This is a genomic window from Burkholderia arboris (genome assembly GCF_902499125.1).
GTDB lineage: Bacteria > Pseudomonadota > Gammaproteobacteria > Burkholderiales > Burkholderiaceae > Burkholderia > Burkholderia arboris.
Window position 1 is genome coordinate 98,486 of record NZ_CABVPX010000024.1, and the last position, 12,610, is coordinate 111,095.

Annotated in this window: 12 protein-coding genes; 5 read left to right on the plus strand and 7 right to left on the minus strand. The window is 67.7% G+C overall.

What is annotated here, in order from left to right; all coding sequences use genetic code 11:
- Positions 1 to 90: 90 nt before the first annotated feature.
- Positions 91 to 1,410 carry an MFS transporter gene (locus tag BLA15945_RS26075; protein ID WP_059238750.1) on the minus strand — a complete coding sequence of 440 codons (1,320 nt, stop codon included), beginning with the start codon at positions 1,408 to 1,410 and terminating at the stop codon, positions 91 to 93.
- Between the two features lie 151 nt (positions 1,411 to 1,561).
- Between BLA15945_RS26075 and BLA15945_RS26080 the strand changes: the two genes are divergently transcribed.
- Positions 1,562 to 2,548, plus strand: coding sequence for a LysR family transcriptional regulator (locus tag BLA15945_RS26080; RefSeq protein WP_059240888.1), 987 nt, complete (start codon positions 1,562 to 1,564; stop codon positions 2,546 to 2,548).
- Positions 2,549 to 2,693: 145 nt separating this feature from the next.
- Here BLA15945_RS26080 and BLA15945_RS26085 read toward each other — a convergent pair whose 3' ends face one another.
- A complete protein-coding gene (locus BLA15945_RS26085; RefSeq protein WP_174993745.1) occupies positions 2,694 to 3,809 on the minus strand; it encodes a succinylglutamate desuccinylase/aspartoacylase family protein in 1,116 nt (371 codons plus the stop codon).
- 101 nt (positions 3,810 to 3,910) lie between these two features.
- On the minus strand, positions 3,911 to 4,684 hold the full coding sequence (locus tag BLA15945_RS26090) for a transporter substrate-binding domain-containing protein (protein ID WP_174993746.1): 774 nt from the start codon (positions 4,682 to 4,684) through the stop codon (positions 3,911 to 3,913).
- A gap of 136 nt (positions 4,685 to 4,820) precedes the next feature.
- Here BLA15945_RS26090 and BLA15945_RS26095 point away from each other — a divergent pair, with 136 nt between their 5' ends.
- Positions 4,821 to 5,741: a LysR family transcriptional regulator gene (locus BLA15945_RS26095; protein WP_059238747.1), complete on the plus strand. Its 921-nt coding sequence runs from the start codon at positions 4,821 to 4,823 to the stop codon at positions 5,739 to 5,741.
- Positions 5,742 to 5,775: 34 nt separating this feature from the next.
- Here BLA15945_RS26095 and BLA15945_RS26100 read toward each other — a convergent pair whose 3' ends face one another.
- Positions 5,776 to 7,107, minus strand: a complete 1,332-nt coding sequence (locus tag BLA15945_RS26100; protein WP_174993747.1) for an MFS transporter — start codon at positions 7,105 to 7,107, stop codon at positions 5,776 to 5,778.
- Positions 7,108 to 7,163: 56 nt separating this feature from the next.
- The gene (locus BLA15945_RS26105; RefSeq protein ID WP_059238744.1) at positions 7,164 to 8,354 is read right to left on the minus strand and encodes a M20 aminoacylase family protein; all 1,191 of its coding nucleotides are present in this window, start codon (positions 8,352 to 8,354) and stop codon (positions 7,164 to 7,166) included.
- A gap of 219 nt (positions 8,355 to 8,573) precedes the next feature.
- Between BLA15945_RS26105 and acuR the strand changes: the two genes are divergently transcribed.
- From acuR to BLA15945_RS26120, 3 genes are read left to right on the plus strand one after another with little or no spacing between them, the layout of a single operon-like run.
- Complete coding sequence (gene acuR, locus BLA15945_RS26110; protein ID WP_174993748.1) at positions 8,574 to 9,212, plus strand: acrylate utilization transcriptional regulator AcuR; 639 nt, start codon at positions 8,574 to 8,576, stop codon at positions 9,210 to 9,212.
- Between the two features lie 45 nt (positions 9,213 to 9,257).
- A complete protein-coding gene (acuI, locus tag BLA15945_RS26115; RefSeq protein ID WP_059238740.1) occupies positions 9,258 to 10,241 on the plus strand; it encodes an acrylyl-CoA reductase (NADPH) in 984 nt (327 codons plus the stop codon).
- Between the two features lie 40 nt (positions 10,242 to 10,281).
- Positions 10,282 to 10,860, plus strand: coding sequence for a peroxidase-related enzyme (locus tag BLA15945_RS26120; RefSeq protein WP_174993749.1), 579 nt, complete (start codon positions 10,282 to 10,284; stop codon positions 10,858 to 10,860).
- Positions 10,861 to 10,950: 90 nt separating this feature from the next.
- Here the strand turns inward: BLA15945_RS26120 and BLA15945_RS26125 are convergent, their stop codons facing one another.
- Together BLA15945_RS26125 and BLA15945_RS26130 are read right to left on the minus strand one after the other, a co-directional pair.
- Positions 10,951 to 11,826, minus strand: a complete 876-nt coding sequence (locus tag BLA15945_RS26125) for an SDR family NAD(P)-dependent oxidoreductase (RefSeq protein ID WP_174993750.1) — start codon at positions 11,824 to 11,826, stop codon at positions 10,951 to 10,953.
- A 168-nt stretch (positions 11,827 to 11,994) separates the two neighbouring features.
- A complete protein-coding gene (locus tag BLA15945_RS26130; protein WP_174993751.1) occupies positions 11,995 to 12,573 on the minus strand; it encodes a TetR/AcrR family transcriptional regulator in 579 nt (192 codons plus the stop codon).
- Positions 12,574 to 12,610 lie beyond the last annotated feature (37 nt).

Here is a 12,610-nt window from a genome sequence, read left to right on the forward strand (position 1 = left end):
TCTCCGGAAGTAATGAGTCAATGCACCGGCACAAAGCGCCGTCAGTCCCGCACCGCGATGGATGTCGCGGACGCTTGCGCGAGCGCGACGTCACGCCGTCGCCAATGCGTCGTGCGGCGCGGGAAGCCGGTTCGCCACGAGCACCGCGGCGCCCGCGACCAGCAGCGCGACCATGACCAGCAGGCCGGCTGCCATGCTGCCCGTCGCCGAGTGGATCGCACCGATGATGGTCGGGCTCAGGAAGCCGCCGATCAGGCCGATCGTATTGATCAACGCGATGCCGCCCGCGGCGGCGTCGCCCTTCAGGTATTGCGACGGAATCGCCCAGAACACCGTGTACGCGGCCCAGATCATCGACGTGGCGATCGTCATGCCGACCAGTGAAATGACGAGATTGCCGTTGGCCGTCGTCGCCACGGCCAGCGCGATCGCGCCGATCAGGGCCGGCACCGCGCTGTGGAAACGGCGCTCGCCGCGGCGGTCCGACCGGCGGCCGATGACGACCATCGCGATCGCGGCGCAGACGTACGGGATCATCGAGTACAGCCCGATCTGCATCGTATCGGTCACGCCGTCGGCCTTGAGGATCGACGGCAGCCAGAAACTCACCGCGTAGATCCCGCAGATGATCGTGAAATAGGCGAACGCCAGCAGGTACACGCGCGGGTCGCGCAACACCTGTCCGAACGAGCGATGACCGGCGCCGGGGGTGTGCAGCTCGGCGGCGAGCATCCGCTTCTCGTCGTCGGTCAGCCACTTCGCGTCGGCCGGCCGGTCGGACAGGACCTTGAGTGCGAGCACGCCGAACAGCACGCACGGCAGGCCTTCGACGACGAACATCCACTGCCAGCCTGCCAGGCCGTGGGCACCGGCCAGCCCGGTCATCAGCCATGCCGACAGCGGCGAACCGAAGGCGCCGCCGATCGGGCCGGCGAGCATGACGACCGCCATCACGCCGGCCATGCGGCGCTGGCCATACCAGTAGGTCAGGTAAAAGATCATCCCGGGCGCGAAGCCGGCCTCGAACACGCCGAGCAGGAAGCGCATCGCGTAGAACGTGGTCTCGTCATGGACGAACATCATGCCGGCCGACGTCAGGCCCCACAGCACCATGATCCGGCTGATGGTCTTGCGTGCGCCGATCCGCGGCAGCAGCAGGTTGCTCGGAATCTCGAACAGCACATAGCCGAGAAAGAAGATGCCCGCGCCCAGCCCGTACACCGCATCGGAAATACCCAGGTCGCTCTGCATCGAAAGCTTGGCGAACCCGATATTCACGCGATCGAGATAGGCGAACGTGTAGCAGAGCAGCAGAAAAGGCAGCAGGCGCCAGTTCAGTTTGCGGTACAGGGCCTGATGCGCCGGGCTGTCGGGCGCGACCGGGGCTTGAGGGGATGGAATGGCGGACATGCGCTCTCCTTTAGGGCGTATTGCTTCAAATCCCGCATCGATGTTCGACTCCGTTCGAATCGTCGAGGAGACGAAAAAGCAGCGCAAGAGCAACCTAAGCGAGTTATCGTTGCTCAACGAGCAACACTTCACCGGCCAACGGACCGACACCATGCGCGAACTGAACCAGCGCCGCCTGCGCTATTTCCATGAAGTCCTGACGCACGGCTCCATCCGCGGCGCGGCCGACAGCATCAACACGTCACCGTCCGTCATCACGCGGCAGATCCGCTTGCTCGAGGAAGAAATCGGGGCCCCGTTGTTCGAGCGCCAGCCTCGCGGCGTGCAGCCGACCGAAGCCGCGGCGCACCTGCTCGAGTACTGGCACGGCTGCCGCTCCCAGCAGGAACTGTTCGAAGACCGCCTGCAGGCGCTGCACGGCCTGCAACACGGCCAGATCCGCATCGCCACCAGCGAAGGCTATATCGACTGCCTGATGGACGAGGTGCTCACCGATTTCTGCGCGCGCTATCCGAAGCTCGACGTCACCGTCGATCTCCTGCCGGTCAGCAAATTGCTCCAGGAAGTCGCCGAGAGCCGCGCGCATATCGGCCTCGCCTACAATCCCCCGGCGCATCCGGATATCGAGTACGTCGCCACCGCGCCGCAGCCCGTGGTGGCGCTCGTGCATCCCGGGCACCCGCTCGCCGTGCGGGGCCGGCCAGTCGCGGTACGCGAACTCGCCGAATATCCACTCGCGCTGATGCCGCCGGCGTTCGGTCTCGGACAGGCAGTGCAGATGCTCGCCTACGCGGAGAACATCCAGCTCCACCCGACGCTCACCACCAACTCGCTCGCCGTGCTGCGCCACTTCGTCAAGCGCAACAGCGGCGTCACGCTGCTCGCCGCGTTCGCCGCGTATCAGGAACTGGAGGCGGGAGAACTCGTCGCCCTTCCCGTCGCCCATCCGCTGCTCGAGGCAGCCAACGCGCGGCTGCTGGTCAAGGCCGGCCGCACGCTCGGGGTGGCAGCCGATACGCTGCTGCGCGGCATCCTGCGGGACATGAAGATGTTTTCGAACGCGGGCGGGCGCAACGGCAGGACAACGGCGCGCGGCAAGGCCGGCAAGCGGGCGGCGGGGAATCGCGGCAGATCATGATTGTCCCCACCGACAATGCAGCCCGCCTCGCCGGCTGCGGGAAATCGGCCGACCCGGCGCAAGCCGACATCATGCGGCGATTGATTATTTGAGGAACCCGACATTTCTCGCCGGTTTCGTACGGGTCAGGTTCCACGCGCGCCGCTCACGCCCCAAGTAACATCCCCGTGCGCACCGGCACCGTGCCCGTCACGCGGCCGAGCGGTGCGCCGGCGGTCACGAAGCGGATCGCACGGCGCATGTAGAACACGCCGTCGGTCGCGCTCGAGATCGTCGTGATCGCATCCGTCAGCGGATCGACGATGTCGAACAGCGGATCGCCGGCGCGGATCGTCGCGCCGATCGCCGCGCGGTGCACGAGAATCCCGCTCACCGGCGCGTAGAACTGCTCGCTGCCCGCGAGCGGCGTGGCCGGCGCGGCCAGCGGCGGCAGCGGCGTGCGTTCGCCTTGCACCGCGCCGCGCCAGACGAGATAGTCGACGAGCGCGCCGGCATCGCGCTGCGCATGTTCATACGTCACGTCGCGCTGGCCGCGGCACTCGACCGTCACGGCCACGGCGCCGGCCGCCATCGGCGTGCCTTCCGGCAGATGCTGCCGCAACCGCGACCACAGCAGGTGATGCGCATCGTCGAATGCGTGCCCGCCCGAATCCTCGGCGAGCAGCGATACTTCCGCGCCGAGATAACGCGCGAGCGGCTCGATGTCCGGCCAGGCGGTAGCGCTCGTGTACACATGCATCACCGCTTCGAGCGAGCAATGCAGGTCGATCACGACGTCGGCGTCGTGCGACAGCTTCAGCAGCGCAAGCTGCAGCGCATCGAATTCGGTGCGCGGCGCGATATCGTCGAGCGCCGCGCCGACGCATTCGCGCACGATCGCGCGATTGCGCTCGCCGTCGTCGCCGAGCCGGTCGCGCGAGCGCGCGGCGATCTCCGCGAGCGGCAGGAAGCCGCGATTGAAGTTGCGGCCGCTCGCCAGGTCGAAGCGGCCGATGAACTGCCCGAGCAGATGATGATTGAGGCCGACCGGGTTCGACACCGGCACGAGCACGATCTCGGCCGTGAGCCGGCCTTCGGCATCGAGCTGCGCGAGACGCTGCTTCAGCACGAACGCCGCGAGCATCGCGGGCGTCTCGTCCGCGTGCAGCGCGGCCTGCAGGTAGATCTTGCGGCCGGCATCGGCCGGCCCGAAATGAAAGCTCGTCAGCGTGCGCTGCGTGCCGATCGACGGCGACAGGAGCGGTGTGGTGCGAATCTGCATCGACGGTCTCGAACGGATGAAAACGGGTGAATCGGGTGAATCGGGTGAATCGGGTGAATCGGAGGAATCGGAGGAATCGGGGAAATCGGCCTGCACGACGCTCAGTCGCCGTACGGATTGAAATCGAAGTACTGCTTCGCGATCCGGCCATACGTGCCGTCCTTCAGCATCGATGCGATCGCGCCGTCGATCGACGCCTTCAGCGCCGTATCCGACTGCCGCATGCCGATGCCGACGCCGCGATCGCCCATGTCGAGCGGCGCGCCGACGAATGCGAAGCCCTTGCCGCGCGGCTGGCGCAGGAACCCGTAGTCGGCTTCCACCGTGCCGAGCAGCGCCGCGTCGAGCCGGCCGTTCACGAGATCGGCGAACACGTCGTCCTGGCTCTTGTACGGCACCACGCTGACGCCGGCCGGCGCCCAGTGCGCGAGCGCCCACGATTCGAACTGCGTGCCCGACTGCACGCCGACGCGCTTGCCGGCCAGCGACGCGGTCGTGCTGCCGAGCCGGCTCTCGGGCCGCGCGACGAGCCGCGACTTGAAGCGAAACAGCTTCGACGAGAACAGGATCTGCTTCTCGCGCTTCTCCGTGATCGCCATCGACGACAGGATCGCGTCGATCTTGCGCGCCTGCAGCGCAGGGATCATCCCGGAGAACTCGAGCTCGACCCACTGGCAGCGCAACTGCGCGCGGCGGCAGATCTCGTTGCCGAGATCGACGTCGAAGCCCTTCAGGCTGCCGTCGGGCGCCTTCGCATCCATCGGCGGATAGGTCGGATCGATGCCGAGGCGCACCACGTGCGCGTCGAGCGCAGACGCGGACGTGGCCGCCAGGCCAAGGCACAGGGAAACCAGCGGGACGAGGCAACGTTTCATGGTCGACGGAGGGCAGGAAGCAGGGCAAACGGCATGAGCCGGACTGCCTGCGATCGTAGGCGGCACGCGCCGCCGCCGGAACCATCGACTGCCTTATCATGATCGGTATTTCCGATCACCGGCTTCGCGCTCATCCATGGCGTTCACGCTGTCCCAGCTCCGCATCTTCCAGGCCGTCGTCGAGCACGGCAGCCTGCGCGCCGCCGCACGCGCGCTCGATCTCGCGCAAAGCGGCGTCACGCAGCAGCTGCAGAGCCTCGAGGCGACGCTCGGCGCGACGCTGTTCACGCGCACCAATCGCGGGATCGTGCCGACGGCCGTCGGCCAGCGGCTGCTCGCGCGCTCCGGTTCGATCCTCGGCGAATGCGAGCAGGTCGAGCGGGAAATCCGTCAGTTGAGCGGCGCGTACGAAGGCACCGTCACGCTCGGCCTCGTGGCCGAACCGCTGATCGATGCGTTCGCGCCCGTGCTGACCGCGTTTCGCGCGCGCTTCGACAAGGTCGACGTGCACCTGCGCACCGGCACGTCGCGGATGATGGTCGGCTGGCTGCGCGAAAGCGCGGTTGATTTCGCGATCGCGCTGGTCGCGAAGCAGACCGACACGACCGATCTCACGGTCACGCCGCTGCGTGCGTCGGCACCGGTGGTCGTCTGCCGCAACGGGCATCCGGCAATGCACGCGCAATCGCTCGCGGAGCTGGCCGGTTACGCATGGGTGTCCACCCGCTCGCCGAACCTGAGCGCCGACCCGGTCGTCAACCGGCTGCTCGCGTACTTCGATGCGCATGGCCAGCCGCCGCCGAAGATTCTCGCCACCGTCGAAGGGATGTTCGAGACGCTGCAGATCGTCACGCAGACCGATTCCCTCGCGCTCGAAACCGAAGCGATCACGCGGCACGGGCCGTACGCCGGCGCGCTCGCGAAGGTGCCCGTGCGCGAGCAGGCCGAATCGCAGGACATTTGCCTGCTGCAACGCGCGGCCGTGCCGCTGACGCCCGCCGCGCAGGAACTCGCGACGATGCTCGCGTCATACCTGAGGATGGTGCGCGGGCGGTAAGCGCACGAGCGCGCCCCGCCGCCCGCATCACGCGTCAGTCCAGCGACTCCTGGGCCGTCTCGCGCAGCATCGCGACCGCGATCAGCGACAGCACCACGCACGCGGCCACGTAGCCGGCCGGCGCGAGCTTGCTGCCGGTCGTCTTCACGAGCCAGGTCGCGATCAGCTGCGCGGTGCCGCCGAAGATCGTCACCGCGAGCGCATACGCGATCGAGATGCCGGTCGCCCGCACGTGGCGCGGCAGCGATTCGCACATCAGCGCCATTTCCGACGCCGAGCCGAGCGAATAGAACAGCAGCATCAGTGCGGTCAGCGGCAGGATCACCGACAGCGTCGGATGATGGTTCATCAGCCAGAACGCCGGGAACAGCAGCAGGACCAGCACGCCGCGGCCGACGAAGATCGGCAGGCGCCGGCTGCCGAGCGTGTCCGACAGCCAGCCGAACAGCGGGCACGTGACCAGCATCACGCAGCCCGACGCGACGCCGACGAACATCGACAGCTTCATCGGCAGCCCGAGCGTATGGATCGCGTAGGTCGGCATGTAGAACGTCAGGATGTAGGTCGACACCGTGCCGCCCATCACCGTGAGCATCAGCAGCAACACCGTGCGCGCGTGCTTCGAGAACAGCTCGTGCAGCACGCCGCGCTCGATCCCGTGATGGCTTTCGCCGGGCGCGTCGTCCGCGAGCCGGCGGCGCAGGTACATACCGACCGGCGCGATCAGCACGCCGACGAGGAACGGCAGCCGCCAGCCCCAGCTTTCGAGCGCATCCTTCGTCATGGTGTTCGACAGCAGCGCCGCGAAGCCCGAGCCCATCAGCGCGGCGCCGCCCTGCGTCGCGAGCTGCCAGCTGGCACGGAACGCGCGGCGCGACGTGCCGCCCTGTTCGAGCAGCGTCGTCGTCGCCGCGCCGAATTCGCCGCCCTGCGAGAAGCCCTGCAGCAGCCGCGCGAACACGACGAGCAACGGCGCGGCCACGCCGACCTGCGCATAGGTCGGCGCGATCGCGATCAGGCCCGTGCCGAGCGCCATCAGCATGATCGTCAGGTTCAGCGCGGCCTTGCGTCCCTTGCGGTCCGCATAGACGCCGAGCACGACGCTGCCGAGCGGCCGCGTGAAGAAGCCGGCGGCGAACGTCGCGACCGACAGCAGCAGCGACGTGGTCGCGTCGCTCGACGGGAAGAACAGCTTGCCGATCAGCACCGCGAAGAACCCGTACACGGTGAAATCGAAGAACTCCAGCCAGTTGCCGATCACGGCCGCGGCGATCGCACCGCGCCGCGTGACGGCAGGCGCGCCCGGCGCGCTGGTTGCGGCGGCCCCCGTCGACGCGGGGTGCAGCGCGAGATGGTCTTTCTGCATCGTTGTCGTCTCCTCTCATTGCGGCCGGAAGCGCCGGCCGCGCGCCACCGCCACGATCACTGCCCGAGGTAACGCTCCACGAGGCGCGTCCAGAACGCCGCGCCGATCGGCAGGTTGCGATCGTTGAAGTCGTATTTCGGGTTGTGCACCATGCAGCCGTCCTCGCCTTCGCCGTTGCCGAGCCGCACGAACGAGCCCGGCCGCTGCTGCAGCATGAATGCGAAATCCTCGCTGCCCATCAGCAGGTCGGTCTGCTCGACCACGTGCGCATCGCCGACGAGCTCGCGCGCGACCTGCGCGGCGAAATCCGTTTCGGCATCCGTATTGACGACGACCGGATAGCCTTCGATGTACTCGACATTGGCGGTCGCGCCGTAGCTCGCGGCCTGCGTTTCGGCCAGCTCGGTAATGCGGCGCTTGAGCAGCGCGCGCACGTCCGGGCTGAACGAACGCACGCTCAGCTCGAGGCGCGCGCCGTTCGGAATCACGTTGTTCGCGGTGCCCGCGTGCATCGAGCCGACCGTGACGACCGCCGGCTGCGAGGGATCGACGTTGCGCGCGACGATCGTCTGCAGCGCCATCACGATGCTCGCCGCGACGACGACCGGGTCGACCGTCAAATGCGGCCGCGCCGCATGGCCGCCGACGCCTTCGATCGTGATGATCGCCTTGTCGCCGGCCGACATGAACGGGCCGCGCCGCGTGAGGAACACGCCGGGCGCCGCGCCCGGATGGTTGTGCATGCCGAACACGGCGTCGCACGGGAAGCGTTCGAACAGGCCGTCGTCGATCATCTTCTTCGCGCCGCTGTCGACGCCGTGCTCTTCCGCCGGCTGGAAATACAGGTGCACGGTGCCCGAGAAGTGGCGCGTTTTCGCGAGATGCTGCGCGGCGCCGAGCAGCATCGTCGTATGGCCGTCGTGGCCGCACGCGTGCATCTTGCCGTGCGTGCCGCTCGCATACGGCAGGCCGGTCGCCTCGACGATCGGCAGCGCATCCATGTCGGCGCGAATGCCGATACTGCGCGTGCCGTCGCCCACGCGCAGCGTGCCGACGACGCCCGTCTTGCCGACCCCGCGCGTCACCTGCCAGCCCCATTGCTCGAGCTTGTCCGCGACGAGCGCGGCCGTGTCGTGCTCTTCGTACGCCAGCTCGGGATGGTGGTGGATGTGGTGACGGATCTCGCGCAGCCCGCCGGCGGCGGGCATCAGATCCTCGACTTCGGTGAATCGGGTATCGGTGGTCATCAAGGGGCTCCTGCCGTTTGTCTGCGCACGCCGAAGGCGCGTGCGGGAAAGCGAGCCACTATATCGAGCCGATATCGGTTCAATAAGATGCGGAATTTTTCACCGCGATAAGATTTTTTAATCAGGGTTAATACGGGCAACAGTTGCCGGACCGACCTCGCCCAACGCGATCGGCATGTCGGCCATTGATTTTTGAGACGAACGGTCTATTATTCGCGCATGGACACTCGAACCGATCCGCCGCGTCGCCGCGGCAGGCCGCCCAAGCAGCACGACGATCTCGTCGCCACGCGTGACGTGCTGTTGCGCACCGGGCTGGAGATCCTCACCGAAAAAGGCTTTTCGGCCACCGGGCTCGACGAGATCCTCGGGCGCGCCGGCGTGCCCAAGGGCTCCTTCTATCACTACTTCGACAGCAAGGAAGCGTTCGGCCTGGCGCTGATCGACCGCTACGCGGAGTTCTTCGCCCGCAAGCTGGACCGCCATTTCAGCCAGGCCGGGCACGCGCCGCTGGCGCGCGTGCGTGCCTTCGTCGACGATGCCCGCGACGCCATGGCCCGCTACGCGTACAGCCGCGGCTGCCTGATCGGCAATCTCGGGCAGGAAATGGGCACGCTGCCCGAAAGTTTCCGCGCGCGTCTGCGCGCCACGTTCGAAGACTGGCAGCGCCGCCTGGCCGAATGCCTGGCCGCCGCGCAGCAGGCAGGCGAACTGGCCGAATCGGCCGACCCTGCCGCGCTGGCCGCGTTCTTCTGGATCGGCTGGGAAGGCGCGGTGCTGCGCGCGAAGCTCGAACGCAACGACATGCCGCTCGCGCTGTTCGCGCAGTTTTTCTTCAATGGATTGCCTCGCCGCTGAGTTTTTTTACCATTGACTAGACGATCGGTCTAAAAAGGAGGACGGATGTTCCAGGGCATCGTGATCGACAAGGACGAAACCGGCCAGCACGCGCGGCTGCAGACGCTGGACGACGCGCAGTTGCCTGCCGGCAACGTGACGATCCGTGTCGGCTATTCGACGCTGAACTACAAGGACGGGCTCGCGATCACCGGCAGGATCCCGGTGGTGCGCAAGTTCCCGATGGTGCCGGGCATCGATCTGGTCGGCGAAGTCGAACACAGCACGCACCCGGACTACCGCCCCGGCGACCGCGTCGTGCTCAACGGCTGGGGCGTCGGCGAAACGCACTGGGGCGGCCTCGCGCAGAAGGCGCGTGTCGACGGCGACTGGCTGGTGCCGCTGCCGTCTGCCTTTTCGCCGCAGCAGGCGATGGCCATCGGCACGGCCGGCTACACCGCGATGCTGTGCGTGATGGCGCTGGAACGGCATGGCGTGCGCCCGGACGACGGCGAGATCGTCGTGACCGGCGCGGCTGGCGGTGTCGGCAGCGTCGCCATCGCGATCCTCGCGCGGCTCGGCTATCGCGTCGCCGCCGTGACGGGCCGCCCGGCCGATGCCGACTACCTGCGGCAGCTCGGTGCGGCGGAGATCCTCGATCGCGCGCAATTCAGCGCGCCCGGCAAGCCGCTCGGCAAGGAACGCTGGGCCGGCGCGGTCGACGTCGCGGGCGGCCATGTGCTCGCCAACGTGTGCGCGACCACGCGCTATCGCGGTGTGGTGACGGCCTGCGGCCTCGCCGCCGGCATGGACTTCCCCGCCACCGTCGCACCTTTCATCCTGCGCGGCGTCACGCTCGTCGGCATCGACAGCGTGATGTGCCCGCGCGCCGACCGCCTGGACGCATGGCGCCGGCTCGCATCCGATCTCGATGTCGAAAAGCTGGGCGCCATCGGCCGTCAGGTCGGCCTGGCCGATGCCATCCCGCTGGCAGCGGAACTGATCGACGGCAAGGTGCGCGGCCGCATCGTCGTCGACGTCAACGCGTGACGCCCGCCACGGCGGCCATGTCACTTTCTCAGGAGACCTCATGACTGTTTCGGACAACGCACCCGTCAGCCGCTTCCCGGTGCCGGCCCTCGAAGACCTGCCCGACGACATTCGCGAACGCATCGCGGCCGTCCAGGAAAAGTCGGGCTTCATCCCGAACGTGTTCCTCACCCTCGCGCATCGCCCGGACGAGTTCCGCGCCTTCATGGCGTACCACGACGCGCTGATGGACAAGCCGGGCAATCTCAGCAAGGCCGAGCGCGAAATGATCGTCGTGGCCACCAGCAGCGTGAACCAGTGCCAGTACTGCGTGATCGCGCACGGGGCGATCCTGCGCATTCGCGCGAAGGATCCGCTGATCGCCGACCAGGTCGCCGCCAACTACCGCAAGGCCGACATCACCGCGCGGCAGAAGGCGATGCTGGACTTCGCGATGAAGGTTTCGCAGGCCGCGCACCAGGTGGGCGAGACGGACTTCGACACGCTGAAGTCGCACGGCTTCGCCGAAGAAGACATCTGGGACATTACGGCAATCTCGGCGTTCTTCGGGATGTCCAACCGCATCGCGAACGTGACGAACATGCGGCCCAACGCCGAGTTTTACGCGCTGGGCCGCTGAGCGCCCGGCAGCGGAAACCGTGACGCCATCGGGACGGAAGGCCGGCGCACATCGCCGCGCCGGCCTTCCGTGCGATCCGGGCTGCCACGCTTACCCGATGTCCTTCAGCGCATCCAGCCCGCCCGGCAGCTTCGCATCCGGAAACTGCGTCGACAGCGTCGCATCGCGCCACCGCGCCGCTTCTTCCGCGCGCTGCTGTTCCGCCTGCTCGCAGACGAACAGTGCATCGCCGCCGAGCAGCAAGCGCATCGGCACGTCGTCGCGGCGTGACAAGTCGACGATCAGCGCCGCAATCCGCGCGGGATCGCCGATCTCGTGGCCGCCATACGCACCGAGCAGGTCGAGAATCTTCCCGACCGACGGCTGATAGTCGGGCAGCAAGTCGTCGACGCCGCGCTTCGCCTGCGCGGCCCATTCGGTGCGCATCCCGCCCGGCTCGAGCGTGCACACGCGCACGCCGAACGGCGCGACTTCCTTCGCGAGCACGTCGCTGAACCCGCCGACCGCCCACTTCGCGGCCTGATACGCGGACAGCCCGGCCGTCGACGTGCGGCCGCCGACCGACGACACCTGGAAGATGTGTCCCGCGCGCTGCGCGCGCAGCGTCGGCAGCACCGCACGCGTGAGGTTGATCACGCCGAACAGGTTCGTTTCGATCTGATCGCGAAAATCGCTGGTGCCCATCTGCTCGAACGGCGCCGTGTGGCCGTATCCCGCGTTGTTCACCAGCACGTCGATACGGCCGAACGCCGCATGTGCCGCCGCGACGGCCTGCGCGGCCGCCGCTTCGTCGGTGACGTCGAGCGCGACCGGCAGCAGCCGGTCGCCGTACCGCTCGGCCAGATCGGCCAGCCGTGCGGGATCGCGTGCACCGGCCACCAGCCGGTCGCCTGCCGCCAGCACCGCTTCCGAAATCGCTCGCCCCAGGCCGCGCGCGGCCCCCGTTACCAACCAGACTTTCGACATTTTCCACTCCTTGATCATGGTGAAATCACAAAAATGAATGATTACTCACTCATTAATATGGACGACGATTCGGTCGTTCATGACCTGCATCGCCCTGCCTGACACCCGCTGCCGGCCACTGTCGCGACGCGCGCAACCGCACGCGCCGCCACGACGGCAATCCTTGACTCACACCGCGTGCAACACGGCCCACAACGCGCGAAACCCGGCTTCCCGGTACGCATCGGCCCGCGCCGGATCGCGCGCGATCGACTCCATCGCCGTTTCCGCGATCGACATGAACAATGCCGAGCAGAACGCATGCGCGTCGTCGCGGTCCAGCGCGCCCGTCGCGGCGACCTGCTCGCGCAGCAGCGTGCTGATCCCGCTGAAGCCTTCGGCGCCGGCCGCGCGATGCGCATCGTCGATACGCCCGCTCACGCCGAGCTGCTGCAGCGCGCGCCGCCCGTCCGGATTCGCGGCGCCCCACGACACATAGCCGTTCCACGCATGCCGCACGGCCTGCTCGACCGGCGCGTGTTCCGGAAACCCGGCCATCATCGCTTCGCGCATGTCGGCCTTCAGGCTGAGATACAGCGCGTTCAGCAACGCATCCTTGGTCTCGAAGTACGTGAACACCGTGCCTTCCGCCACGCCGGCGAGCCGGGCGATGCGTGCGGTCGTCGCAGTCGCGCCGTCCTCCGCGAGCGCGCGGGCGGCGGCGGCGAGGATGGCATCGTGCTTGTCGGGACTGCGCGGTCGGGCCACGTTCGATTCCTTTAATGAGTGAGCGCTCAATCATAAT